At 73.0% G+C, this 24,069-nt stretch carries 26 protein-coding genes; 13 read left to right on the top strand and 13 right to left on the bottom strand.

Annotated elements, in window-relative coordinates:
• The first annotated feature begins 95 nt into the window (after positions 1–95).
• The 5 genes from OC439_RS10430 to OC439_RS10410 all read left to right on the top strand — a co-directional run bounded on the left by OC439_RS10430 (position 96) and on the right by OC439_RS10410 (position 3,500).
• Positions 96–731, top strand: coding sequence for a helix-turn-helix domain-containing protein (locus tag OC439_RS10430; RefSeq protein ID WP_262013216.1), 636 nt, complete (start codon positions 96–98; stop codon positions 729–731).
• Positions 728–1,480 carry a hypothetical protein gene (locus OC439_RS10425; protein WP_262013215.1) on the top strand — a complete coding sequence of 251 codons (753 nt, stop codon included), beginning with the start codon at positions 728–730 and terminating at the stop codon, positions 1,478–1,480. Before OC439_RS10430 ends, OC439_RS10425 begins: the two co-directional genes overlap by 4 nt.
• A gap of 72 nt (positions 1,481–1,552) precedes the next feature.
• The gene (locus OC439_RS10420; protein ID WP_262013214.1) at positions 1,553–1,867 is read left to right on the top strand and encodes a DUF2516 family protein; all 315 of its coding nucleotides are present in this window, start codon (positions 1,553–1,555) and stop codon (positions 1,865–1,867) included.
• A complete protein-coding gene (locus tag OC439_RS10415; protein ID WP_262013213.1) occupies positions 1,864–2,751 on the top strand; it encodes an alpha/beta fold hydrolase in 888 nt (295 codons plus the stop codon). The genes OC439_RS10420 and OC439_RS10415 overlap by 4 nt, the downstream gene beginning before the upstream one ends.
• Positions 2,752–2,762: 11 nt before the next feature.
• Positions 2,763–3,500, top strand: a complete 738-nt coding sequence (locus OC439_RS10410; protein WP_262013212.1) for an alanyl-tRNA editing protein — start codon at positions 2,763–2,765, stop codon at positions 3,498–3,500.
• Position 3,501: 1 nt separating this feature from the next.
• On the opposite strand, the gene OC439_RS10405 is transcribed toward OC439_RS10410, so the two are convergent.
• Positions 3,502–4,101: a CGNR zinc finger domain-containing protein gene (locus OC439_RS10405; protein ID WP_262013211.1), complete on the bottom strand. Its 600-nt coding sequence runs from the start codon at positions 4,099–4,101 to the stop codon at positions 3,502–3,504.
• A gap of 43 nt (positions 4,102–4,144) precedes the next feature.
• Between OC439_RS10405 and OC439_RS10400 the strand changes: the two genes are divergently transcribed.
• Positions 4,145–4,594, top strand: a complete 450-nt coding sequence (locus tag OC439_RS10400) for a VOC family protein (RefSeq protein ID WP_013288799.1) — start codon at positions 4,145–4,147, stop codon at positions 4,592–4,594.
• Positions 4,595–4,598: 4 nt separating this feature from the next.
• On the opposite strand, the gene OC439_RS10395 is transcribed toward OC439_RS10400, so the two are convergent.
• Positions 4,599–5,270, bottom strand: coding sequence for a nucleotidyltransferase domain-containing protein (locus tag OC439_RS10395; RefSeq protein ID WP_262013210.1), 672 nt, complete (start codon positions 5,268–5,270; stop codon positions 4,599–4,601).
• Between the two features lie 76 nt (positions 5,271–5,346).
• Here OC439_RS10395 and OC439_RS10390 point away from each other — a divergent pair, with 76 nt between their 5' ends.
• Positions 5,347–6,261 carry an SDR family oxidoreductase gene (locus tag OC439_RS10390; protein ID WP_262013209.1) on the top strand — a complete coding sequence of 305 codons (915 nt, stop codon included), beginning with the start codon at positions 5,347–5,349 and terminating at the stop codon, positions 6,259–6,261.
• Here OC439_RS10390 and OC439_RS10385 read toward each other — a convergent pair.
• On the bottom strand, positions 6,252–7,244 hold the full coding sequence (locus OC439_RS10385; RefSeq protein WP_262013208.1) for a helix-turn-helix transcriptional regulator: 993 nt from the start codon (positions 7,242–7,244) through the stop codon (positions 6,252–6,254). The two genes, OC439_RS10390 and OC439_RS10385, sit on opposite strands and share 10 nt — an antisense overlap.
• A gap of 40 nt (positions 7,245–7,284) precedes the next feature.
• Here OC439_RS10385 and OC439_RS10380 point away from each other — a divergent pair, with 40 nt between their 5' ends.
• Both OC439_RS10380 and OC439_RS10375 read left to right on the top strand, forming a co-directional pair.
• On the top strand, positions 7,285–8,076 hold the full coding sequence (locus OC439_RS10380) for an EI24 domain-containing protein (protein ID WP_262013207.1): 792 nt from the start codon (positions 7,285–7,287) through the stop codon (positions 8,074–8,076).
• Position 8,077: 1 nt separating this feature from the next.
• Positions 8,078–8,596, top strand: coding sequence for an O-acetyl-ADP-ribose deacetylase (locus tag OC439_RS10375; protein WP_262013206.1), 519 nt, complete (start codon positions 8,078–8,080; stop codon positions 8,594–8,596).
• Here OC439_RS10375 and OC439_RS10370 read toward each other — a convergent pair.
• From OC439_RS10370 to OC439_RS10340, 7 genes are all read right to left on the bottom strand, one after another.
• The gene (locus tag OC439_RS10370) at positions 8,589–9,494 is read right to left on the bottom strand and encodes a GNAT family N-acetyltransferase (protein WP_262013205.1); all 906 of its coding nucleotides are present in this window, start codon (positions 9,492–9,494) and stop codon (positions 8,589–8,591) included. The genes OC439_RS10375 and OC439_RS10370 overlap by 8 nt on opposite strands.
• Before the next feature lie 61 nt (positions 9,495–9,555).
• Positions 9,556–10,563: a LacI family DNA-binding transcriptional regulator gene (locus OC439_RS10365; protein WP_135242205.1), complete on the bottom strand. Its 1,008-nt coding sequence runs from the start codon at positions 10,561–10,563 to the stop codon at positions 9,556–9,558.
• Positions 10,564–10,582: 19 nt separating this feature from the next.
• On the bottom strand, positions 10,583–11,950 hold the full coding sequence (locus tag OC439_RS10360; RefSeq protein ID WP_262013204.1) for a GH1 family beta-glucosidase: 1,368 nt from the start codon (positions 11,948–11,950) through the stop codon (positions 10,583–10,585).
• Complete coding sequence (locus OC439_RS10355) at positions 11,947–12,780, bottom strand: carbohydrate ABC transporter permease (protein WP_030504579.1); 834 nt, start codon at positions 12,778–12,780, stop codon at positions 11,947–11,949. The genes OC439_RS10360 and OC439_RS10355 overlap by 4 nt, the downstream gene beginning before the upstream one ends.
• The gene (locus OC439_RS10350; protein WP_262013203.1) at positions 12,777–13,766 is read right to left on the bottom strand and encodes a carbohydrate ABC transporter permease; all 990 of its coding nucleotides are present in this window, start codon (positions 13,764–13,766) and stop codon (positions 12,777–12,779) included. The genes OC439_RS10355 and OC439_RS10350 overlap by 4 nt, the downstream gene beginning before the upstream one ends.
• Before the next feature lie 70 nt (positions 13,767–13,836).
• The gene (locus OC439_RS10345; protein WP_262013202.1) at positions 13,837–15,144 is read right to left on the bottom strand and encodes an extracellular solute-binding protein; all 1,308 of its coding nucleotides are present in this window, start codon (positions 15,142–15,144) and stop codon (positions 13,837–13,839) included.
• A gap of 179 nt (positions 15,145–15,323) precedes the next feature.
• Positions 15,324–16,079, bottom strand: coding sequence for a maleylpyruvate isomerase family mycothiol-dependent enzyme (locus OC439_RS10340; protein WP_262013201.1), 756 nt, complete (start codon positions 16,077–16,079; stop codon positions 15,324–15,326).
• Between the two features lie 70 nt (positions 16,080–16,149).
• Here OC439_RS10340 and OC439_RS10335 point away from each other — a divergent pair, with 70 nt between their 5' ends.
• On the top strand, positions 16,150–17,241 hold the full coding sequence (locus OC439_RS10335; protein WP_262013200.1) for a UDP-N-acetylmuramate dehydrogenase: 1,092 nt from the start codon (positions 16,150–16,152) through the stop codon (positions 17,239–17,241).
• 308 nt (positions 17,242–17,549) lie between these two features.
• On the opposite strand, the gene OC439_RS10330 is transcribed toward OC439_RS10335, so the two are convergent.
• Positions 17,550–18,332 carry a class I SAM-dependent methyltransferase gene (locus OC439_RS10330; RefSeq protein WP_262013199.1) on the bottom strand — a complete coding sequence of 261 codons (783 nt, stop codon included), beginning with the start codon at positions 18,330–18,332 and terminating at the stop codon, positions 17,550–17,552.
• Between the two features lie 115 nt (positions 18,333–18,447).
• Positions 18,448–19,212 carry an SDR family NAD(P)-dependent oxidoreductase gene (locus OC439_RS10325; RefSeq protein ID WP_262013198.1) on the bottom strand — a complete coding sequence of 255 codons (765 nt, stop codon included), beginning with the start codon at positions 19,210–19,212 and terminating at the stop codon, positions 18,448–18,450.
• A 171-nt stretch (positions 19,213–19,383) separates the two neighbouring features.
• Between OC439_RS10325 and mshA the strand changes: the two genes are divergently transcribed.
• The 3 genes from mshA to OC439_RS30280 all read left to right on the top strand — a co-directional run bounded on the left by mshA (position 19,384) and on the right by OC439_RS30280 (position 22,442).
• A complete protein-coding gene (gene mshA / locus OC439_RS10320; protein WP_262013197.1) occupies positions 19,384–20,745 on the top strand; it encodes a D-inositol-3-phosphate glycosyltransferase in 1,362 nt (453 codons plus the stop codon).
• 51 nt (positions 20,746–20,796) lie between these two features.
• On the top strand, positions 20,797–21,330 hold the full coding sequence (locus OC439_RS10315; RefSeq protein ID WP_262013196.1) for a YbjN domain-containing protein: 534 nt from the start codon (positions 20,797–20,799) through the stop codon (positions 21,328–21,330).
• A gap of 287 nt (positions 21,331–21,617) precedes the next feature.
• Positions 21,618–22,442 carry a hypothetical protein gene (locus OC439_RS30280; RefSeq protein ID WP_410054906.1) on the top strand — a complete coding sequence of 275 codons (825 nt, stop codon included), beginning with the start codon at positions 21,618–21,620 and terminating at the stop codon, positions 22,440–22,442.
• A gap of 374 nt (positions 22,443–22,816) precedes the next feature.
• On the opposite strand, the gene OC439_RS10300 is transcribed toward OC439_RS30280, so the two are convergent.
• Positions 22,817–24,067 carry an MFS transporter gene (locus OC439_RS10300; protein WP_262013194.1) on the bottom strand — a complete coding sequence of 417 codons (1,251 nt, stop codon included), beginning with the start codon at positions 24,065–24,067 and terminating at the stop codon, positions 22,817–22,819.
• Between the last annotated feature and the right edge of the window lie 2 nt (positions 24,068–24,069).

The following is a 24,069-nucleotide window of genomic DNA, read 5'->3' as shown; positions in this document are numbered from 1 at the left end:
CCGGACATGGCCTCCGCAACCCACCTTCGGTGACCCTGCTAACTCTGGCTAGCGTTTTGCTTGCAGTAGTTAGCGGCCCGAGCTAGCGTTGAGTCATGGCCACCAGCAAGGACCTTCCCGATGTCGGCGGGTTCATTCGCGACCTGCGGCGCAACGCGAAGATCTCACTGCGCCAGCTCGCCGAGCAGGCGGGCGTCAGCAATCCCTACCTGAGCCAGATCGAGCGCGGGCTGCGCAAGCCGAGTGCCGAGGTGCTCCAGCAGCTCGCCAGCGCGCTTCGTGTCTCCACCCCGGCGATGTACCTGCGCGCCGGGCTGCTGGACGACAAGGAGGGCCAGGGCGTGCTCGCGGCGATCGCCGTCGACCCCGAGCTGACCATGGCCCAGAAGCAGTCGCTCACCCAGATCTACGAGACGTTCCGGCGCGAGAACGCCCGCCTGGCCGAGGCGACCGATGCGGCCACGACGGCGGAGACGGCCGAGAAGACCGCCGCGACCGAGCCGGCCACCGCGCCGGAGGCCCCGGCGACGGTGGCGGCGGCCGCTACCGGTCCGGTCACGCCGGAGGGCACGCCGACCGAGGCGGTCCTCGAATCGGTGGCCGTCACCGAAGCGGGTGCCGCGCCCGCCCCGACCACCGCGCCCGCCCCGACCACCGCCGCCCCGCAGGACACGACCGCCCGCCGGGCGGCCCGGAAGGCCGCCGGTGCGGCCGAAGAGGAGCAGTCATGACCACCCAGCCGAAGACCAACCGCATCCCCGCACCCCTCTACGCCGCCGCCGGCGCCGGTGAGCTGGCCCTGGAGCAGCTGCGCAAGCTGCCCACCGTGGTCAGCGGCCTCGGCACCCGGGTCGTGACCGACCTCGGCGGCAAGGCCGTCGTCACCGGCTTCGAGCTGCGCCAGAAGGCCACCGAGACGCTGAAGACCGCCAACCAGACCGCCACCGGGCTGCGCGAGCGCGCCGTCGCCACCGACCTCGACCAGCTCCGCGAGGCCGCCAACCTGGAGAAGCTGCGCGAGGCGGCGAACCTGGACAAGCTCCGCGAGGCCGCCACCCGCAACGCCGCCGTCGTGGTGGCCGGGGCGCACGCCGCGCAGGAGCGCGCGCTGGCCGCGTACGCCGAGTTGGTCGCCCGTGGTGAGCGCGTCGTCGGCGCCGGCGTGCTGGAGGCCGCCGACACGGTGAACGCCGACATCGAGGCCACCGCGGCGACCGGCACCGAGGTCGCCTCGAAGACCGAGATCACCCCGAAGCCGGAGACCGCGCCGAAGGCCGCCGCGACGACCGAGGTGCCCAGCCCGGCCGAGGTGGCCGAGGTGGTGGCCGCCAAGCCGGCCGCGGTGAAGCGCACCCGCGCCACCAAGGCGACCGCGACCAAGGTCGCCGGCAAGACGACCGCCACCAAGGCCGCGAAGCCGGCCACCCCGTCGGCGAAGCTGCCGAAGACGACGAAGCGGACCCGCCCGGCCGCCGAATGATCTGATGCTCCACCGAGACCCCGGACAACGTCCTGTCGGACGTTTCCGGGGTCTCGGCATAAGCTTGCACCCATGGCCACCGCCGCGCCGATCTTCGCGTTCGCAGTCCAAAGCGTGATCCAGCTGATCCTGCTCGTCTTCGCCCTGGTCGTACAGGGAGTGGCGCTGGTGCACGCGGTCACCCAGCGCGGCGACGGTTTCGCCGCGATCGGCACGCTGCCCAAGGGCGGCTGGATCGCCATCCTGGCCGTCTGCCTGGCGCTCACCCTGCTCGGCTTCGGCCCGATCAGCCTGTTCGGACTGATCGGCATCGCCGCCGGTCTGATCTACCTGCTCGACGTGCGGCCCGGCCTGCGGGATCTGCACGACGGCCGAGGGTCCTGGTGAGAGGTTTCCGCTGGCCTCCGCCGCCGGACGGCGGTCCCCGCACCTGGGGGCCCGGCCCCGGCGCGCCCCGGACCGGGCGTCCCGCGCTGCCCGAGCCGGAGACGGAGCTGGTCGCCACCCCGCACGGGGTGAGCCTGGAACGGCTGGTCACCGGCACCGGTGACCCGGTCACCGTGTTCGCGCATGGGCTGGGCAGCGGCATCGCCACCACCCGCCCGTTCGGCAGCGGCGTCGCCGGGCGGCGCGTCTTCTTCCAGTTCCGCGGGCACGGCCGCTCCGACTCCCCGCCCGGGCCGTGGAGCTACCTGGACCTCGCCCGCGACCTGCGCGCCGTCGCCGACCTGAGCGGCGCCACCCGGGCGTTCGGCGCCAGCCTCGGCGCGGGCGCGCTGTGCCGGCTGCTCGCCGAGAGCCCGGAACGCTTCGAGAAACTCGTCTTCTTCCTGCCCGCCGTGCTGGACACACCGCGCGGCGAGGTGGCCCGCGCCCGGCTCACCGGCCTGCTCGACGCGGTGGCCGAGGGCGACGCCTCGGCACTGGCCGACGCGGTGTCGCTGGAACTGCCGCCGTCGGTGCGCAACACCCCGGCCGGGTGGTCGTACCTGCGGCAACGGCTCGACCAGCTGCTGCGTGACGGGCTCGCGCCGGGGCTGGCCGACCTGCCCGCCCAGGCCCCGCTCGACGACGCCGGGTCGCTCGCCGCGGTCACCGCGCCGGCCCTGGTCATCGCCGCCGCCGAGGACGACCTGCACCCGGTCGCCGTCGCCGAACGGCTCGCCGCCGCGCTGCCGAACGCCACACTGCACGTGTACGACAGGCCCGGCGTGCTCTGGACCGAGCGCGCCGACCTGCGGGAGCGCGTCTCGGAGTTCCTGAACGGGTAACGTCGCCCTCCATGGGCGTCACACACCACGGCCGTACGCACCGGCTCGACCTCGCGGACCCGACCCTGCGCGAGTGGACCTGCCGGGTGCTGGAGGCCGATCCCGAGCAGGGCATCGTGCTGGACCGGTCCGCGTTCTACCCGGGTGGCGGCGGGCAGCCGCCGGATCACGGGGTGCTGCTCTGGCAGGGCGTACAGACCCGGATCGTCGGCACCCGCAAGGGCGACGACCTGTGGCTGATCCCGGCCGAGGGTGACCCGGTGCCCCCGGTCGGCACCGAGGTGGTCGGCGCGGTGGAGGACGCCCGCCGGACCATGCTGATGCGTACCCACTCCGGCCTGCACGTGCTCTGCGGCGTGGTGTTCCGCGACTTCGGCGCGCTCGTGACCGGCGGCAACATGGAGCCGGGCGAGGCGCGGATGGACTTCAACCTCCCCGAGGTGCCGCCGGACTTCAAGGCCCGCATCGAGGAACTGGTGAACGCCGAGGTGGCGGCCGACCGGTCGGTGGCGGTGCGGGTGCTGCCGCGCGCCGAGGCGCTCGCCCTGCCGGACATCATCCGTACCCAGTCGAACCTGATCCCGCCGGAGGAGCAGGAGGTGCGGATCGTCGACATCGTCGGGCTGGACGTGCAGGCCGACGGCGGCACGCACGTCGCCTCCACCGCCCAGATCGGCAAGGTCCAGGTGGTCAAGGTGGAGAGCAAGGGGCGGGCCAACCGCCGGGTACGCGTACGCCTGGCGGACTGAGTCAGCCGGGCGCGCGCCGGGACCGCAGCGCGCGCGCCTTCTGCCGGTTGCCGCAGCGCTCCATCGCGCACCAGCGGCGCTGCCCCGGCCGCGAGGTGTCCACGAAGACCAGTCGGCAGTCGTGCGCGCCGCACTCCCGGATCCGGTCCGCGTACGGGCCGGTGAGCAGGTCGACCGCGTCCCGGGCGAACGTCGCGACCACCTGAGCGCCGGTCAGCGGCGTACGCCAGGACCGGTTGCCGTCGGGACCGGCCTGCGGGCTCAGCGGTAACCCGGCCGCGGCGTCGTTCACCACCGCCAGGTCCGCGGCGGGCGGGGCCTCGTCGCGGGTACGCGACTGCGCCACTCGCCAGAGCGCGTCGCGCAGCCGGCGGGCGGCGGCCAGGTCGTCCGCGTCGACGGTGACGGTGGCGGGGTCCAGGCGCAGCCGGGACACGGCCAGCCAGCCTGCGAGGTCGTCCGGCCGGTGCAGCACCTCGTAGCGGGCGAACGCGCCCGGACCGCCGGTGGTCAGCAGCTCCAGGCAGAGTGCGCCCGGGTCGAAGCGATATCTCGTGCCTTCGGGACTGATCAGGGTGAGTCCGCTTGCGCCGTCCGTCACGTAACCACTATAACTGGTTACACCAGCTGACCACGGAGGACACATGGCGCGGGACTGGAAACTCGTCATCGACTGTGCCGACCCGATCGGGCTGGCCCGCTTCTGGGCCGAGGCGCTCGGCTACCAGGTCGAGGACAACAGCGTGCTGATCGAGCGGCTGGCCGCCGCCGGTGCGGTGCCGCCGGAGGCGTACGTCGAGGTGGACGGCCGCAAGGCGTGGCGCGAGCTGGCGGCGGTACGCCACCCGGACGACCCGGTCGACCCGGCCAGCGGCACCGGGCTGGGCCGGCGGTTCCTGTTCCAGGCCGTCCCCGAGCCCAAGCGGGTGAAGAACCGCCTCCACGTCGACCTGCACGTCGGGCCGGAGGGGCGGGCGGCCGAGGTGAAGCGGCTGACCGCGCTCGGCGCGACGGTGCTCGCCGAGGTCGCCGACCGGGGCAGCGAGCACACCACGATGGCCGACCCGGAGGGCAACGAGTTCGACGTGCAGTGACCGCTCAGCGCGGCAGGTACGCCGCCCGGACGGCGAGCAGCCAGCGTTCGACGATCTCCTCGTCCGGGCGCTCCGGCAGCGGCGAGCGGGTCCGGTCGAACTCCGCCTCGGCGGCCGCCACCAGGGCCTGCGCCTCGTCCAACGCGCCGCCGGCGACCCGTTCGCCGAACGCGCGGAACCACTCCGGGTCGGCGAGGCGGATCTCCAGCACGCCTGTCGCGTACAGCGTCCGGCCCTGGTGCAGCAGCCGGGCCAGGTGCCGGGCGTGCTTCGCCGAACGCCGTCGCCCACCGCTGTCCGCCGTGGCGGCGGCGAGCTTGCGGAACTGCTGTGAGGCGTACCCGAGGTAGGCGTCGCGGACCCGCGGCGCGCTGAGAAACGCCGAGCGGATCGCGATCAGCTCCTCGCCGAATCCGGTACGGGTCTCGTAGCAGTCCTCGGGCAGCCACATCAGCTCGGTGGCGGTCGGGTTGCCGCTCAGCGCCAGCAGCGCGTACTTGCGGGCCTCGTGCAGCGTGACGTCCGGGTCGGTGGTCACCACCGACTCGCGGGGCGGGCGCAGGCCGTGGAACGCGACTGTGGGCGCGGCGAACACGCCGATCCGGTCGGTGTCCGACCCGGGACCGGCCAGCCCGTACGCGACCGAGCCGACGATCCCGGACAGCAGCAGGTGCATACCGGTGATGATCGCCCATTCGGTTCGTTCGGGAAACCGGACTTCCGCTGTCAGGTATCGCTGACACGGTGATCCCATGAACTCACCACTGACCGGAACTGTCGCGCTCGTCGCGGGCGCGACCCGGGGCGCCGGCCGGCAGATCGCCGTGCAGCTCGGCGCCGCCGGGGCCACCGTCTACGCCACCGGCCGCACCACCCGGGAGCGCCGCTCCGAGATGGACCGGCCGGAGACGATCGAGGAGACCGCCGAGCTGGTCACGGCCGCCGGAGGCACCGGCATCGCCGTCGCCGTCGACCACCTCGACCCCGAGCAGGTACGCCGCCTGGTCGAGCGGATCGACGCCGAACAGGGCCGTCTCGACGTGCTGGTGAACGACGTCTGGGGCGCCGACCCGCTGATCACCTGGGAGAAGCCGGTCTGGGAACAGCCGCTCGACGCCGGTTTCCGCACGCTGCGGCTGGCCGTCGACACGCACATCATCACCAGCCATTTCGCGCTGCCGCTGCTGATCCGCAACCCGGGCGGCCTGGTCGTCGAGGTCGGCGACGGCACCAAGGAGCACAACGACAGGGAGTACCGCCTGTCGGTCTTCTACGACCTGGCGAAGGTGTCGGTGAACCGGCTCGGCTTCAGTCAGGCCCACGAGCTGGCCCCGCACGGCTGCACCGCCGTCGCGCTCACGCCGGGCTGGCTGCGCTCGGAGGCGATGCTCGAACACTACGGCGTCACCGAGGCCACCTGGCGCGACGCCGCCAAGACCGAGCCGCACTTCGTCATGTCGGAGACGCCGGCGTTCGTCGGTCGCGCGGTGGCCGCCCTGGCCGCCGACCCGGACCGGGCCCGCTGGAACGGCCAGTCGCTGGACAGCGGCGGCCTGGCCCAGGTGTACGGCTTCACCGACGTCGACGGCAGCCGCCCGCACTGGGCCCGCTACTACGAGGAGGTGGTAAAGCCGGGCAAGCCCGCCGACCCGGACGGCTACCGCTGACCGTCTGACGGCGGATCGGTGTAGAGCGCCGCCGCGCGGCGGGTCGCCTCGGCGAAGCGCGCCCGCAGCCGCGGCGGCGCCAGCACCTCCACCTCCGGGCCCAGCGCCAGCAACTGGGTGTACGCCACGTCGACCGACTCGACCGGCAGCCGCAGCGCCAGCCGGCCCTGCTCGTCCGGCGGCCCGGCCGCGTCCACCGCCTCGGTGTAGACGAACGGTGCGTCCACCAGGTACCGCAGCGCCCGCAACCCGGCCGGGCCCAGCCGCACCGTCACCCGCTCCCGCAGCAGCTCGCGCAGGAACGCGCCGGCCTGCTCCCGCCAGTACGCGCCGAGGTCGAAGTCCTCGTCCCGCTCGAACCCGTCGGCGCCCACCTCGACCGCCACCACCCGGTCCACCCGGTACGTCCGCCAGCCGTCACCGACCCGGCCGACCAGGTACCAGACCCCGTTCTTCAGCACCAGCCCGTACGGCGCAAGCGTGCGGGTCACCTCCCGGTCCCCGCGCCGGTAGCGCAGCTCCACCATCCGGTCCCGCCAGACCGCCCGCGCCAGCTCGGCGAGCGTCGGCGGCGGCGCGGTCTCCCGGAACCAGCCGGGCACGTCCAGGTGGAACCGCTGCCCGGTACGCGCGGGCGCGTTCCGCAGGCTCGGCGGCAACGCGGCCAGCACCTTCAGCTCGGCGGCGGCCACCGAGTCGGCAAGTCCCATGTCCCCTGCGGGTCCGGGCAGCCCGGCCAGGAACAGCGCCTCGGCCTCGTCCCGGCTCAACCCGGTCAGCCGGGTCCGGTAGCCGCCGAGCAGCCGGTAGCCGCCGGCCCGGCCCCGGTCCGCGTACACCGGGACACCGGCGGCGGAGAGCGCCAGCACGTCCCGGTAGACGGTCCGCTCGGACACCTCCAGCTCGCGGGCAAGCTCGGCGGCGGTCATCGTCTCCCGCGACTGGAGCAGCAGCACAAGCGAGATCAGCCGGGACGCACGCACCCGCCCATTGTGGTGCACCGGCAGATTAGGCTGTGCCGTCGTGAACGCCTCCCGTACGATCGCGCCGGTCACCGGCGCGGCCACCCGCTTCCTCGGCGGTGCCGGGCTGCTGCTGCGCGGCTTCGGCATGTACGTCCGCAGCCCGAAGCTGATGCTGCTCGGCGTGATCCCGGCGCTGATCACCGGCGCGCTCTACGTGGCCCTGTTCGCCACGCTGCTCTACTTCGTCGACGACCTGGCGGGCTGGCTCACCCCGTTCGCCGACGACTGGTCGTCGCCCTGGCGCGGGCTGCTGCGGGTCGCCGCCGGGCTGGCGGTGGTCGGGGTCGCCGGGCTGGTCGGGGTGCTCACGTTCACCGCCGTCACGCTCGTCATCGGCGACCCGTTCTACGAGGCGATCTCCGAGCGGGTCGAGGACCGGCTCGGCGGCACCCCCGGCGCGGTCGACGTGCCGTTCTGGTCCTCGCTGCGGCGCAGCCTCGCCGACTCGCTGCGCCTGGTGGCGCTGTCCGCGCTGATCGGCGTACCCCTGTTCGCCGCCGGTTTCATCCCGGTGGTGGGACAGACGGTGGTCCCGGTGGTCGGTGCCCTGGTGGGTGGCTGGTTCCTGGCGCTGGAGCTGGTCGGCGCGCCGTTCTACCGGCGCGGGATGCGGCTGCCGGACCGGCGGGTGCGGCTGCGGGCCGACCGGCCGACGGCGCTCGGTTTCGGGGTGGCGGTCTTCCTGTGCTTCCTGATCCCGCTCGGCGCGGTGCTGGTCATGCCGGCCGCCGTCGCCGGGGCCGCGCTGCTGGCCCGCCGCTCGCTGGGCCAGCCGATCGAGGAGAGCTGAGATGGACACCGTCCTGATCGAGGGGGACATCACCGCGCAGCAGGTCGACGCGATAGTCAACGCCGCCAACTCGTCGCTGCTCGGCGGCGGCGGAGTGGACGGCGCGATCCACCGGCGCGGTGGACCGGCGATCCTGGAGGAGTGCCGCGCGCTGCGCGCCTCCCGCTACGGGCGCGGGCTGCCCACCGGCCAGGCCGTCGCCACCACCGCCGGCAACCTGCCCGCCCGCTGGGTGGTGCACACGGTCGGCCCGGTCTTCTCGCCGCGCGAGGACCGTTCGGCGCTGCTGCGCGACTGCTACGCCAACAGCCTGCGCATCGCCGACGGGCTCGGCGCGACGAGCGTCGCGTTCCCGCTCATCTCCGCCGGGATCTACGGCTGGCCGGTCGAGGACGCGGTGGCGCAGGCGCTCACCGTGCTGCACGCGGCCACCCCGGAGCACGTCACCGAGGCGCGGCTGGTGCTGTTCGGCGCCGACACGTACGCCGCAGCGGTGCGGGTGGCCGCCGGGCTCAGCTGAGCGTGCGCCGGCACGACCACTGGCTGTCCACCGGCCGGTAGCCGAGCCGCTCGTTCACCGCCAGCATCGGCGCGTTCGCCTCGTCGTTCGAGGTGTACGCGGTGCGTACCCCGCGCGCGGCGGCGGTGTGCAGCGCGGCCTGCTTGGCCAGCCGGGCCAGCCCTCGCCCCCGGTACGCGGGCAGCGTGCCGGTGAAGTCCGACCACATCCGGTCGCCGTCGCGCTTCACCAGGCTCAGCGCGACCAGGTCGCCGTCCACCTCGGCGAGCGTGCTCGCCTCCCGGTCCAGCCCCGGGTTGTCCCAGCACTCGTGCCGCCACAGGTCGAAGCCGAGCGAGTCCGTCGGCACGTCCCCCGGCTCGTCCCGGGACGCCTCGGCGTCGACCCGGTGCACCTGGCGCGGGTCGAGCCCGGCGGCGGACACCAGCCGTACGCCCGGCGGCGGCTGCGGCATCGGCGGGGCGGTGCTCAGGTCCAGCGCCGAGTAACGCAGCTCCCGGCTGGGTGTGAAGCCGTGCCGCTGCGCGAACGGCAGCGACTCGGTACACGCGTGGGTGAGCACCCGGGTGGTCCCGAGCGTCCGCAGGTGGTCCAGCGCGGTCTCGAACAGCGCGGTGCCGGTGCCCCGGCGGCGGTGCTCCGGATGGACGTGCAGCAGGGCCATCTCGCCCACGCCCGGTGTCGAGGTCTGCGTGTTGCGGTACGCCGACACCCAGCCCACGACCTGCCCGTCCGCCTCGGCGACCCAGGCCGCCCAGTCCTCGCCGGGCGGTGGTTCGGCGATCATGCGGTGGGTCGACTCGACGCCGCGCACCAGGTACGGGTAGACGAGCGAGCGCAACGCCACCACGGCGGGCGCGTGGTCGGGGCGCGCGGGACGGATCTCGGCTCCACTCATCCGGCGGACCCTAGCCCCGCCGCCGCCCGCCCGCGACCGGATAATCAGCGTGACCGGATGATCACGCGGACTCGCGCAGCACCAGCTCGGTCGGCAGCACCAGCGCCTGCTCGACCTGCTCGCCCGCGGCGATCCGCAGCAGTTGCCGGGTCATCGACCGGCCCAGCTCCACTATCGGCTGCCGCACAGTGGTGAGCGGCGGCTCCGTGTACGCCGCCGTCTCGATGTCGTCGAACCCGATCACCGCCACGTCCTCGGGCACCCGCCGCCCGGCCTCCCGCAGCGTGCGCAGGGCGGCGTGCGCCATCAGGTCGGAGGCGGCGAACACGGCGTCCAGTTCCGGGTCGGCGGCGAGCAGCTCCCGCATCGCGGCGGTGCCGGACTCGCGGGTGAAGTCGCCGTACGCGACCAGCTCCGGCAGCCCGGCCTCGGTGATCGCGGTGCGGTAGCCGATCAGCCGTTCGATCCCGGCGACCATGTCCTGCGGCCCGGCGATGGTGGCGATCCGCCGCCGACCGCTCGCGATCAGGTGCCGCACCGCAGTGCTCACGCCGCCTTCGTGGTCGACGTCCACGTACGGCACGTCGGCGCCGTCCAGCGGCCGCCCGCTGCACACCACCGGGATGCCGAGGCGGGCGAGCCGGCCGGGCAGCGGGTCCTCGCCGTGCAGCGAGGCGAACAGCACCCCGTCGACGTGCCGCCCGGTGGTGTACCGCTCGACCCGTTCGTGCCCGGCCGGCGAACCGGCGAGCATCAGCACGAGCTGCTTGTCCGCCGCCTCCAGCTCCTGTGCCGCGCCCCGGATGATGCCCGGGAACACCTGGTCGTCGGAGAAGACCCGGGTGGCCGCCTCGGGCATCACCAGCGCTACCGAGTCGGTCCGCTGGGTGACCAGGCTGCGGGCGGCGAGGTTCGGGACGTACCCGAGTTCCTCGACCGCCCGGCGTACCGCCTGCCGGATCGGCTCGGCGACTGTGGTCGAGCCGTTCACCACCCGGGAGACGGTGGCCCGGGACACGCCGGCCAGCCGGGCCACCGCCTCCAGGGTCGGTCGCTGTGCCGTCGTCATCCCCGTAACCACCACCTCGTCACAGCCCGTTCCGGGCGATCACCTCCTGGTACCAGCGGGCGCTGTGCTTTGGTGTGCGCCGCTGGGTCAGGTAGTCGACGTGGACGATCCCGAACCGCTTCCGGTAACCCTCGGCCCATTCGAAGTTGTCCAGCACCGACCATACGAGATAACCGCGCAGGTCCACGCCGCGGGCGATGGCTTCGTGTGCCGCGCGCAGGTGCCCGTCGAGGTAGGCGATCCGGTCGGCGTCGGCCACCCCGCCCTGCTCGTCGAGGTCATTGTCGGGGAAGGCCCCGCCGTTCTCGGTGATCATCAGGGGTAGTCCGGGATAGTCGGCCGCGACGCGCTCCAGCAGCCGGGTCAGCCCGGCCGGCTCGATCGACCAGCCCATGTCGGTCAGCGGCCCGGCCGGCGGCAGGAACTCGACGGTCCCGGCGGTCCCCGGGTACGCGTCGCCGCCCGCGCCGCCCGCACGCCCGGCCACGTAGGTGGGCGCGTAGTAGTTCAGGCCCAGCAGGTCCAGCGGCGCGGCGATCAGCTTCTCGTCCCCGTCCCTGACGAAGTCGGGCGTGACGATCCGGCTGACGTGGGCCAGCACGTCCGCCGGGTAGCCGCCGCCGGTGAGCGGGTCCAGGAAGATCCGGTTGTGCAGGCCGTCGACCAGCCGGACCGCCTCGGCGTCGGCGGCGCTGCCCGCGTCCGCCGGCTGCACGTCGGCCAGGTTGAGCGTGATCCCGAGCGTCTCCGCGCCGGCCGCGCGCAGCGCCCGCGCCGCCAGGCCGTGGCCGAGCAGCAGATGGTGTACGGCCCGGAACGCGTCACCGGCGTCGCGGCGTCCCGGCGCGTGCACCCCGGAGCCGTACCCGAGGTAGGCCGAGCACCACGGCTCGTTGAGCGTGGTCCAGGTGCGGACCCGGTCGCCGAGGCGGCCGTGCACGGCGAGCGCGTACTCGGCGAAGTGCTCGGCGGTCTCCCGGACGGTCCAGCCGCCCCGGTCCTCCAGCGCCTGCGGCAGGTCCCAGTGGTAGAGCGTGACGATCGGGTCGAGGCCGGCGTCCAGCAGCGCGTCGGTCAGCCGGTCGTAGAAGTCCAGCCCGCGCGGCTCCACCGGGCCGGTGCCGTCCGGCCGCACCCGGGGCCAGGACACCGAGAACCGGTACGCCCGCAGCCCCAGCTCCGCCATCAGCGCGACGTCCTCGGCGTACCGGTGGTAGTGGTCGCAGGCCACGTCGCCGGTGTGACCGGCGAACACCGCGCCCGGCGTACGGCTGAAGGTGTCCCAGATCGACGGGCCGCGACCGTCGTCGCGGGCGGCGCCCTCGATCTGGTACGCGGCGGTGGCCCCGCCCCAGACGAAGCCCTCCGGGAATCGGACGTTGCTCATGCCTTGACCGCACCTTCCATGATCCCGCCGATGATCTGGCGGCCGAAGACGATGAACACCAGCAGCAGCGGCAGCGTGGCGATCGCAGTACCGGTGAACACCTGCGACATGTCCTGGTAGTACCCGTCGGAGAGGGCCCGCAGCGACAGCTGCACCGTCGGGTTCTCCGGGTCGTTCAGCACCGCGTACGGCCACAGGAAGTCGTTCCAGGTGGTCATGAACGTGAGCAGGCCGAGGACGGCGGCGGCCGGGCGCAGCGCGGGCAGCACCACGTTCCAGTAGATCCGCGCGGTGTTGCAGCCGTCCATCCGGGCCGCCTCGATCAGCTCGGTGCTCACCGCCTGGCCGGCGTACTGGCGCATCATGAACACGCCGAAGCCGGTGACCAGCGCCGGCACGATCACGGCGGGCAGCCGGTCGTTCCAGTTCAGCTTCGTCATCAGCAGATAGAGCGGGATCACGCCGAGCTGGGTGGGGACCATCATGGTGGCGACGATGACCAGCAGCAGCGCGTTGCGCCCGCGAAAGCGCAGCTTGGCGAACGCGAACCCGGCCAGCGTGGAGAAGAACACCACCGAGATCGTGACGGTGGTGGCCACGATGGCCGAGTTGATCAGGCCGGTCAGGAAGTACGCGTCGGTGTTGTCGAACAGCCGGGCGATGTTGGCGCCGAGGTTGCCGCCGGGGGTGAGCGGCGGCGGCACCTGGCCCATCGTGTCGCTGGTGCGGCTGGCCACCACGAACATCCAGTAGATCGGGAAGATCGACAGGACGGCCGAGAGGGTCAGCGCCAGGTAGGTGAGCCGGCTTGCCGACCAGAGGCGGGTCATCGGGAGACCTCCTTGCGGGAGCCGCCGCCGAGCCGGCGCAGGAGCAGGACGTTTATCGCCGCGACCACGGCGATGAGCGCGAACAGCAGCCAGGCGACCGCCGATCCGTAGCCGAAGTTGTAGTGCGGCGCGAAGGCGTTCTCGAACATGTACATGGTCACCGTCTGCGACTCCCGCAGCGGCCCGCCGCGGATCGCGTTGGTGCCGGAGTTGAACATCCGCGGTTCGGTGAAGAGCTGGAGGCCACCGATCGTGGAGATGATGACCGCGAAGATGATCGTCGGCTTGAGCAGCGGCACCGTGATGGACCAGAACTGGCGGGCCCGGCCGGCGCCGTCGATCGCCGCCGACTCGTACAGGTCGCGGGGGATGGCCTGCATGGCGGCGAGGAAGATCAGCGCGTTGTAGCCGGTCCAGCGCCAGTCGACCATCGTGGAGATGGCGACCCAGGCGGCGAACCGGTTCGCCTTCCAGTCGATCGCGCTGATCCCGACGTGGTCGAGCAGCCAGTTGATCATGCCGAACTCGCGGCCGAACAGCACCGCGAACACGATCGCCACGGCGGCGGTCGAGGTGACGTTCGGGATCAGCACCGCCATCCGCCAGGTCGTCCGGGCCCGCAGCTGCCGGTTGAGCAGGTTGGCCAGCCAGAGCGCGGCGAGCAGCTGGGGCACCGTGGAGATCACGAAGATGCCCAGCGTGTTGACCACCGAGTGCCAGAAGTCCGAGTCGGCGAGCAGCTGCGTGTAGTTGTCGAAGCCGATGAACGGGTGCTCGGCGCCGAGCAGGTCCCAGTCGTGCAGCGAGACCCAGAACGTGTACGCCAGCGGGTACGCCCCGAAGACGCCGAACAGCAGGAAGAACGGGGCGATGAACAGGTACGGCGAGTACTTGGTGTCGATCCGGCTGAGCCGGTTGCCCAGGCCGGGACGGGTGGGGCGGGGTGCCGGTGCGACCGGCGGGCGGGCGTCGAGCTGGACGGCCATGACCCGGGACTCCTTTCCGCCGTGCGGGCGGCCCCCGTGGCCGGGTGGCCGCCCGCACGCGCTGCTCGGGTTACTTGGCGGCGGCCTTCTCGGCGTTGGCGACCGCGTCGGTCCAGCCCTGCTCCGGTGAGCGCTTGCCCAGCTCCACCGAGCGGACGGCGTTCTCGACCTCGGTGCGTACGGCCTGGTTCTTCGGTCCCATGTAGACCGGCTTCAGGCTCTTGGCGCCCTCGGCGAAGATCTTCCCGACCGGCGCCTCGGAGAAGTAGGCGTTCTTCGAGTCGATGATCGCCGGGTCCTCCAGCGCCTGCGGCGAGGAGGGCAGGGGACCCTTCGCCTTGAACGCGCCGATCTGACCCTTGGCGCTGGTCAGGAACTTGGCCAGCTCGATCGCCTCGGCCTGGTGCTTGCTCTGCTTCGGCACGGCGAGGAACGAGCCACCCCAGTTGCCGCCGTTGCCGGGGATCTGGGCGATGTCCCACTTGCCCTTGGCGCCGGCGCCCGCGTTGCCCTCGATCACGCCGGTCATCCAGGCCGGGCAGGCGATGGTGGCGAACTTCGACTGCTTGAACGCCGACACCCACTCCTCGGACCAGGAGCCGTACTTGCCGGACAGCCCCGAGTCGATGATGTCCATCGTGGTGTCGTACGCCTGCTTCACCGCCGGGTTGCTGCCGACGACCAGGTTGTTGCCGGTGTCGTAGTAGCTGTAGCCGCTGCTGTTGCCGGCGGTCTGGAGCAGGATCGTGTTGAACGTGTTGGTCGCGGCGTCCAGGAACGACGCGCCCGTCTTCTTCGCGGTGAACTGCTCACCGACCTTGATGTAGTCCTGCCAGGTGGGCCAGAGCTTGGACACGGCCTCCCGGTCGGTGGGCAGACCGGCCTTGGCGAACAGGTCGGTGCGGTAGCACATCGCCATGCCGCCGACATCAGTGCCGAGGCCGATGAGCTGCTTGCCGTCGGCGGTGAGCCCCTGGTTCCACTTCCAGTCGAGGAAGTTGCCCTTCAGGTCGGCCGCGCCGTGGTCGAGCAGGTTGACGAAGTTCTGCGGGTTGGCCTTGTACTCGACGAGCAGGCCCTCCTCGATGGCGACCACGTCGCCGGCGCCCTTGCCCGCGGCGAGCCACTGGGTGAGCTTCGGGGAGTACTCGTCGAGGTTGCCGCCGGTGCCCCGCTCGACGATCTTCACGCCGGGGTGGCTGGCCATGTACTCCTGGTAGAGATCGGCGTAACCGAACTGGCCGAAGACGTCGACGGTGAGCGTTATCGGCCCGTCGGCGGCGGCATCGTCACCGCCGCCGCAGGCGGTGGTGCCGAGCAATGCGGTGGCGGCGACCAGGGCCACCGCCGCCAGGCGGCGGCGCGTGAAGGTGAGCATGCTGTCCCTGACCTCTCGGGTCGTCGAAAAGGGTGGTGGAAGGCGGTTCCGGAACTAAGAGAGCGCTCTCACGACAGCGTGGTGGAGGGTCCCGGACCTTGTCAAGAGAGCGCTCTCAGAGCTGTCCGAAAAGAAACGGAGAGGGGCGGCCGCCGCCCCTCTCCGTCCGGTGCCCGTCGTCAGCCGACCCGCAGGCCCCCGAGCAGGGCCGGGTCGCCCGCCACGTCCAGCGCGTCGAAGCTGATCCGCCCCATCAGCGCCAGCAGCAGATCGCTCGCCGTACCGGACACCTGCGCCCGCGCGCGGTGGTCGTCGTGGTCGAGGATCGTCGCGGTGTCCAGCAGCGCGACCCCCTCACCCCGCAACCGCAGGTACCACTCCTGCGCCGCGTCTGTCGCATTCAGCTGCACCACGCCGCGCCACTGCCCGGGCTGCACCCGCCGACCCGCCGGCAGCCAGGTGTCCAGCACCTCGCTCACCCCGTCGGCCGCGAGCTTCGCCTCGATCGGATCACCCGCACCGATCGCGAGCTGGGCGTCCCAGCGGTGCACGGCCGTCTCGTGCGCCATCCGGCGCGGCCAGAAGGCTGCCTTCTTCGGCTGGGGCGCGAAGTTCCAGGCCGGCGCCTCCGGATCCGTCGCCTCCAGCAGCGCGGTGAGCCGCTCGTACTCCTGCGCGTACCACTGCGCCGCGGTCAGACCCGCCGGCGGCTCCGGGTCGTGCCGCTCCGGGCGCGTGGCGCCGCCCGTGGACAGCACGGTGCCCGCCCAGACGTACACACGGGTCAGGTGATGAGCGAGATCGGTGACAGTCCAGCCGGGACAGGACAGCACGGGTGTCTCGGGCGGCGCCTCGGCCACCGCCGCGGCGAAGGCGGGGCCCTCCGTACGCAGCGCGCCGATCCAGAAGTCCTTCGTGTGGTGCAGTCTGCTCATCGCCATCCTCCCGGGGGTGACCGGGCCACCAGTGGGTGCTCCGGCTACCCCTCAGCCTAGGGTGAAAGGCGTGTCAGACGTCTACGCCGAACCGGCTACTGCCGGTGACCCGACCGATCCGGCCACCCTGGCGCGCTACACCACGCTCCGGCTCGGCGGACCCGCCGGGCGGCTGGAGACCGCCGAGAACGCCGCCCAGATCGTACTAAAGGTGCAGGAAGCGGAAGCCCGAGAGCAGGCCGTGCTGGTGCTGGCGGGCGGCAGCAACGTCGTGATCGGCGACCAGGGCTTCCCCGGAACCGTCGTGCTCGTCCGCTCCCGGGGGTTCCAGGCCGTCGCCGAGGACGGCGACACCGTCACGGTACGTGTCGAAGCCGGCGAGCCGTGGGACGACCTCGTCGCCGCCACCGTCGAGCGCGGCTGGTCCGGGCTGGAGTGCCTCTCCGGCATCCCGGGCTCGGCCGGCGCGACCCCGATCCAGAACGTCGGCGCGTACGGCCAGGAGGTCGCCGAGACGATCGTCGCCGTCGAGGCGTACGACCGTACCCGCCGCGAGGTGGTGCGGATCGCCGCGGCGGACTGCGGATTCGTCTACCGGGGCAGCATCTTCAAGTACAGCGACCGCTGGGTGGTGCTCACCGTCGACTTCCGGCTCACCCGCTCCCCGCTGTCCGGCCCGGTCCGCTACGCCGAACTGGCCCGGGCGCTCGGCGTCGAGGTGGGCGACCGGGTGCCGCTCGCCGACGCCCGCGCCACGGTGCGCAAGCTGCGCGCCGGCAAGGGCATGGTGCTCGACCCCACCGACCCGGACACCTGGTCGGTGGGCTCGTTCTTCACCAACCCGGTGCTGCCGGGCGAGGTGTTCGAGCAGATGCGGGAACGCGCCGCCGACGTGGGGGAGCCGCCGCACTGGCCGGGTGCCGACGGCGCGGTGAAGGTCAGCGCGGCGTGGCTGATCGACAAGGCCGGGTTCGGCAAGGGATACGCGGGCCCGGAGGGCGTCGCCATCTCCAGCAAGCACACGCTGGCGCTCACGAACCGCTCCGGCACCGCCAGTACGGCCGCGCTGGTGGCGCTGGCGCGCGAGATCCGCGACGGCGTCCAGTCCCGCTTCGGCGTAACCCTCCACCCCGAGCCGGTCCTCATCAACTGCACCATCTGACCCATCCCCCCACCCTCGCCCGCCTCGCCCCCGCGATCTTGCACTTCCGGCCCTCGGTTTGGGCGGTTTAGCCCGCTTTGCCAGGGCAGCAAGTGCAAGATCAACCTGTCGGGAGAGGGTTCGGCCGAGATCAGGGCTCCACGGGGAGGGTGGTTTTCGCCGATCTTGGAGTTGTGGCGCCTCGAATGCCCGATAAGCGCATTTCGCGAGGCGCCACAACTCCAAGATCGGCGGCTAAACGGCTGGCGGCCAGCGGACAGCGGGCGCGGCGGGTGATGAGCGCGGGGGGCGGGGCGAGGGCGGCGCGGTCAGCGGGGGGCCACGGCGGGCCAGGGGAGCGTCAGGTAGCCGTGGCGCCAGGTGCGGGGGGTGTCCTGGATCGGCCAGCCTGACTCCTTCACCGCCTCGACCGTACGCAGCCAGCGCTGCCGAGGACCGAACGGGGCGTAGCCGGCGGCGGAGCGCCAAGCCTGTTCCAGCGCCTCGATCAGGTCGTGGACGCGTTCACCCGGCACGTTGCGGTGGATCAGCGCCTTCGGTAGCCGCTCGGCGAGCGTGGCAGGGCTCTCCAGCGTGGTCAGCTTCGCCGACAGGGTGAGGGTGCGCGGTCCGGTGGCGTCGAGCAGTACCCAGGAGCCGAGCCGCCCCAGCTCGTCGCAGGTGCCCTCGACCAGCAGCCCGCCCGGGGCGAGCCGCCCGGTGACGGTACGCCAGGCGTCGGCCACCTCGCTCTCGTCGTACTGGCGGAGCACGTTGAAGGCCCGGACCAGCGCGGGACGCAGTCCGGCCAGTTCGAAGCCGCCCCTGGCGAACGTCAGCCCGGGCGGGTCGGCGGCCGGCAGGGCGGCGGCGACGCGTACCGGATCGATCTCCAGGCCGACCACCCGCACGTCCGGGCGGACCTCGGCCGCGAGACGGGCCCGCAGTTCGACCGGGGTGACCGGGGTGGCGCCGTAGCCCAGGTCCACCACCAGCGGGTCGGCGGCGGCGCGCAGCGCGTCGCCGCAGGCCTCGACGATCCAGTTGTCCACCCGCCGGAGCCGGTTGGGGTTCGTCGTGCCCCGGGTGGCCACGCCGAGCGGACGTTCCATCAGTGCCTCCGGGTCAGCGACTGCGGGGCTCGCAAGACCGGCTCACTCCTCGCGCTTCACGCATCTTTAGGGTTCGCGACTGCGGGGCTCGCAAGACCGGCTCACTCCTCGCGCTTCACGACGTCCGGTGCACCTTGTGCTGCGCGGCCTGGGCCAGCGGGCGCACCACGAGCCGGTCGATGTTGACGTGCTGCGGGCGGGTCGCGCACCAGGCGACGCAGTCGGCGACGTCGTCGGCCACCAGCGGTTCGGCGACTCCGGCGTAGACCGCCTCGGCCCGGTCGGTGTCACCGCCGAAGCGGACCAGGCCGAACTCCTCGGTCTTCACCATGCCGGGGTCGATCTCGATCACCCGGACCGGGCGGCCGCACAGTTCCAGCCGGAGCGTGCCCGCGATCGCGGTCTGCGCGTGCTTGGCGGCCGTGTAGCCGCCGCCGCCCTCGTAGACCACGTGCCCGGCGGTGGAGCTGACGATGACGACGGTGCCGGCGCCGGAGCGCTCCAGCGCCGGGAGCAGCGCCTTGGTGACGCGCAGCGTGCCGAGCACGTTCACGTCGTACATCCATTGCCAGTCGCCCACGTCGGCGGTCTCGACCGGGTCCAGGCCGCGGGCGCCGCCCGCGTTGTTCACCAGCAGCGTGACCGGCCCGGGGGCGGCCTCGGCGGCGGCGGCCAGGCCGGCCACCGACTCGTCCGAGGTCACGTCGCAGGCCACCGCTGTAGCCGCGCCGCCGGCCGCCTCGATCTGGGCGACCAGCGCGGCCAGCCGGTCGGTACGCCGGGCGGCGGCCAGCACGTGGAATCCCTCGGCGGCGAGCCGGCGGGCGGTGGCCGCGCCGATCCCGCTGGACGCCCCGGTGACGATGGCGACTGAAGTCATCCGGACATTGTCTCCCGTCCCCGGGCCCTGCGGCGGGATGAGGTCCGTCACGCCCGGGACCCGGCGGAAAGCATTTCCGTACCCCGATGGGGAAGATGACATCCGGCACACGGGTTGACCGAGAAGCGCCGGTCGTGCGGGACGGCATCAACCGTGACAGAGGGAGCGGACGTGGCGGATTTGCACACCGGTGTCGGTCGTCAGCGAGGTGCCCTTCCGTGGCCGCGGCCCCGCCGTATCGCCACCCTGTCGGTGCACACGTCGCCGCTGCACCAGCCCGGCACCGGTGACGCGGGCGGCATGAACGTCTACATCCTGGAGGTGGCCCGGCGGCTGGCCGAGGCCGACGTCGAGGTGGAGATCTTCACCAGGGCCACCGCCGGTGACCTGCCCCCGGTGGTCGAGGTGGCGCCCGGGGTGTCCGTCCGGCACGTGACCGCCGGGCCACTGGAGGGGCTGACCAAGGAGGAACTGCCGGGTCAGCTCTGCGCCTTCACCGCCGGGGTGCTGCGGGCCGAGGCGGCCCGCCCGCCGGGCCACTACGACCTGATCCACTCGCACTACTGGCTCTCCGGCCAGGTCGGCTGGCTGGCCAAGGAGCGCTGGGGCGTACCGCTGGTGCACACCGCGCACACCCTGGCGAAGGTCAAGAACGCGCGCCTGGCCGCCGGGGACCGTCCCGAGCCGAAGGCCCGGGTGATCGGTGAGGAGCAGGTGGTCACCGAGGCGGACCGGCTGGTCGCCAACACCCGGGTCGAGGCCCGCGACCTGCTCGACCGGTACGCGGCCGAGCCGGACCGGGTGGCGATCGTGGAACCCGGCGTCGACCTGGACCGGTTCCGTCCCGCCGCGGGTGACCGGGACGCCGCGACCCGGGCCGCGCGCCGCCGGCTCGGCCTGCCGACAGACGGGTACGTGGTCGCGTTCGTCGGCCGGATCCAGCCGCTGAAGGCGCCGGACGTGCTGGTGCGTGCCGCCGCCGCGCTGCGTGAACGGGATCCGGCGCTGGCCGACGAGCTGACCGTGGTGATCTGCGGCGGGCCCAGCGGCAGCGGCCTGGACCGGCCCACCGCCCTGATCGAGCTGGCGCACGCGCTCGGCATCGCCGACCGGGTGCGTTTCCTCCCGCCGCAGACCGGCGCGGACCTGCCCGCCCTCTACCGCGCCGCCGACCTGGTCGCGGTGCCGTCGCACAACGAGTCGTTCGGGCTGGTCGCGCTGGAGGCCCAGGCGTGCGGCACGCCGGTGCTGGCCGCCGCCGTGGGCGGCCTGGTGACGGCGGTACGCGACGGCGTCAGCGGCATGCTCATCGACGGGCACGACCCGGTCGACTGGGCCCGCGCGCTGGCCCGGCTGCTGCCCGATCCGGTACGCCGTGCCGCGCTGGGCCGCGGCGCCGAGCGGCACGCCCGGGACTTCTCCTGGCACCGCACCGCCGCCGGCCTGCTCGCGGTCTACGGGGAGGCGATCACCGAGCACCGGGCCCGGCTGGCGCGGCGGCTCGGCGAACCGGCCGCGCTGTGCTCCTGGTGATCTCCACCGGCCACCGGGCGGCCCCGGTACGCCGGTCGTAGAGTGGGTGCGATGAGCCGCAGGAGTGAGGTCGCCGCGCTGATCGAGTCCGTCTGCGCGGAGCGCGAGCTGGAGTGGGAGTCCACCGGCGAGACGTCGTACGCGGTGACGCTGCCCGGCACGCACAAGCTCAAGACGATCTGCAACCTGATCGTGGGTGAGCACGCGCTGCGGGTCGAGGCGTTCGTGATGCGCCAGCCGGACGAGCGCCGCGAGGAGCTGTGGGCGTGGCTGCTCCAGCGCAACGCCCGCATGTACGGCGTCTCGTTCTCCATCGACGCGGTCGGCGACGTCTACCTGACCGGCCGGGTGAACCTGGCCGGGGTGGACGCCGACGAGCTGGACCGGCTGCTCGGTTCCGTGCTGACGTACGCGGACGAGTCGTTCGACAGCATGCTGGAGATCGGGTTCGGCACCGCCATCCGCCGGGAGTGGGAGTGGCGGGTCAAGCGCGGCGAGTCGACAGCGAACCTGGCCGCGTTCGCGCACCTCTTCGAGCCTTCCGCCGCTGCCGGATCGTCCGCCGGAGGTTCGGAGCCCTCCTGACGGGTATGCCGCCCCGCGCGGTGCGGAGCACTGGGACCCACCGCGGGCCGAGGACGGACTGTCGAGGAGCGTGTCCCATGGCTCAGCGCAACAGCTCAGGTCGCGGCACGACTGCGACCCGGATCAAGCGGCAAACCGGCAATCAGACGCCGAACACCCCGAGGGTGTCGGAGTCGGCGATCTCCCGGATGAAGGTGGACGACCTCCGCAGCCAGCTCAAGCGGCGCGGGGTCTCCGGGATCTCCGCGCTGCGGAAGCCGGAACTGGTGAAGACCCTGGCGCGGGCGATGCGCGGGGAGGGCGGCGCCGCCCGGCGGAGCACCGGCCCGGCCGGTCGGCCGTCGGCGACCCGCAAGAGCACCGCCGCGAAGAAGACCACTGCGGCGAAGCGGACCACGTCGGCCCGCCGGAGCGCCACGTCGCCGGCGAAGGCCGCGCCGGCCGCACGCGTCACCGGCGCCAGGGCCAAGGCGACGGGTACGCGCAAGGCGGCCACCGCCCGCGCCAAGGCGACCTCGTCGCGGGCGAAGGCGATGCCGGCTCGGGCCAAGGCGGCTCCGGCTCGGGCGAAGGCGGCTCCGGCTCGGGCGAAGGCGGCCCCGTCGAGGGCGAAGGCGGCCCCGTCGAGGGCGAAGGCTGCTCCTTCGCGCGCCAAGGCCGCTCCTTCGCGCGCCAAGGCCGCTCCTTCGCGCGCCAAGGCGGCGCCGGCTCGGAAGGCGTCGTCCGCCCGGGCCCAGGGGGCACCGACCCGTGGCCCGGCGTCCAGCCGGTCGATCGGGTCGTCGCAGCTCATCACGTCGCTCGCGGACCGGCCGGAGCGTCCGGGCCGGAGCCTGGTCACCCGTAACCACGAGGTGATCCAGCGCTGGGCGCGGGCGCGGGGTGCGAAGCCCGCCACCATCGCCGGCACCGAGCGCGAGGGCCGGGCCGGAGTACTGACGTTCAACATCCCCGGGTACCGGGAGAGCAGCCGGATCCGCGAGATCACCTGGGACGACTGGTTCCGCACGTTCGACCTGCGGCGGCTGAACCTGATCTACCAGGAGCAGATGCGGGACGGCCGGCAGAGCAACTTCTTCCGGACCGAGAACCCGAATCGCGAGGACGGCTGAGGTTTACGGGAATGGCCGACGGGAACGCCGTGTTTGCCACTCCAGGGACGACGACACGGACAGCCGGGTTTCCGACACGGGTGCTGTGACGGGCAAGACAGCGTTCTGGGTTGAATCCGGAATCCGGGCGAACTAACTTTATTGCACCGCGTCACGCTTGTTTACGTTCGGGGGAGCGGTGGATCGATCAGATCCGCGCAGGCGAGACGCGAAGATCGGGTGGAGCACGCCGTTGGGGGACGGTGCCACCCGTGGAACCGGCGGCGCGAGCGGGCGACGCTTACGGGGGTGAGTGTCGCCCGCCGCCGCCGGGCGTACGGTACGAGCGCCCATCTCGACGGGGGTCGGGGTGGGCGCTCTGCCGTTGCCTCCCCTCAGTGGGCGGACCTGACCGGTTCCGCCGCCGCCGCCCGCAGCGCGGCCACCCGCCGTTCCCGGCGCGGCCCGGCGAGCAGGTGCCCGGCGGCGGCCAGCAGGCCGAGCGCGCCCACCACCAGCCAGTGCCGCTCGCCCAGGTGTTCCAGGCTGAGCCCGCCGAGCGCCGGTGCCACGAACGACGCGGCCGGGAACGTCAGGTAGAACACCGACTGGTAGCGGGCGCGCAGCTCGGGCGGCGCGAGGTCGGCGTTGATCTGGGCGTTCGGCGGCGCGGCGAGCATCTGCCCGACCGTCCAGACCACCGCTGCGCCGAGGTAGAGCGGCAGCCCGTCGGCCACCGTCAGCGCGCCGAACCCGAGCGCCATCAGGCCGGTGGAGACGGCCAGCACGCTCGACTTCCGGTACGGCTCGATGAGCCGGGGCACGAACAGCTGCCCGGCCACGATTAGCGCCCCGCCGAGCGCCACCACCAGCCCGTACGCCGATGGGCGCAGACCGTCCTCGCGCATCGCCAGCGGCATGATCGTGGAGGTCTGCATGGTCAGCACGGCCAGCAGGAACGTCAGCCCGACGAACACCAGGAACGTGCGGTCGGTGAGCGCGGTGTGCAGCCCGGGACGGCGTCCCACCACCGCCCGTGGCGTGAGCGCGGGCCGCCGGGTGAGCGTCTCCGGCACCTTCAGCGCGATCACCACCGCCGCCGCCAGCGTGGCTCCGGCGTCGACCAGGAACAGCGCCGTGAAGCTCGCCTCGGCGAGGATGCCGGCCAGCAGCGAGGCCACCGCCATGCCCAGGTTGAACGCCCAGAACTGCAGGTTGAACGCGCGGGAGCGGCGCGCCTCGGGCACCACGTCCACGATGGCGGCCACGAACGCCGGGCTGGGCATCGAGTGCGCCACCCCGACCAGCGTGGCGAGTACGGCGATCGCCGCCAGGTGCGTGCTGAACGCCAGCGCCGCCATCAGGACGGCGGCGGCCAGGTGGGCGGCGAGTAGCGTGGCCCGCCGGCCCCACCTGTCGGCCAGGACGCCGCCGAGCAGCGTGCCGGCCGCACCGCCGATCCCGTACGCGCCGACCACCAGGCCGGCCAGCGACGGCGGGGCACCCCGCGCGGCGGTCAGGTAGAGCGACAGGAACAGCAGCGCGAACGCGCCGGCCCGGTTGATCAGCAGGCCGGACCAGAGGTACCAGAACGTGGCCGGTAGTCCGCCGGCCGTGTCGTCCCACCAGCGCCGCAGGCCGTGCACCA

The sequence above is a fragment of the Micromonospora sp. Mcm103 genome (assembly GCF_024519755.1).
Classification (GTDB): Bacteria; Actinomycetota; Actinomycetes; order Mycobacteriales; family Micromonosporaceae; genus Micromonospora; species Micromonospora aurantiaca.
This window is presented reverse-complemented; position numbering and strand designations above follow the sequence as displayed.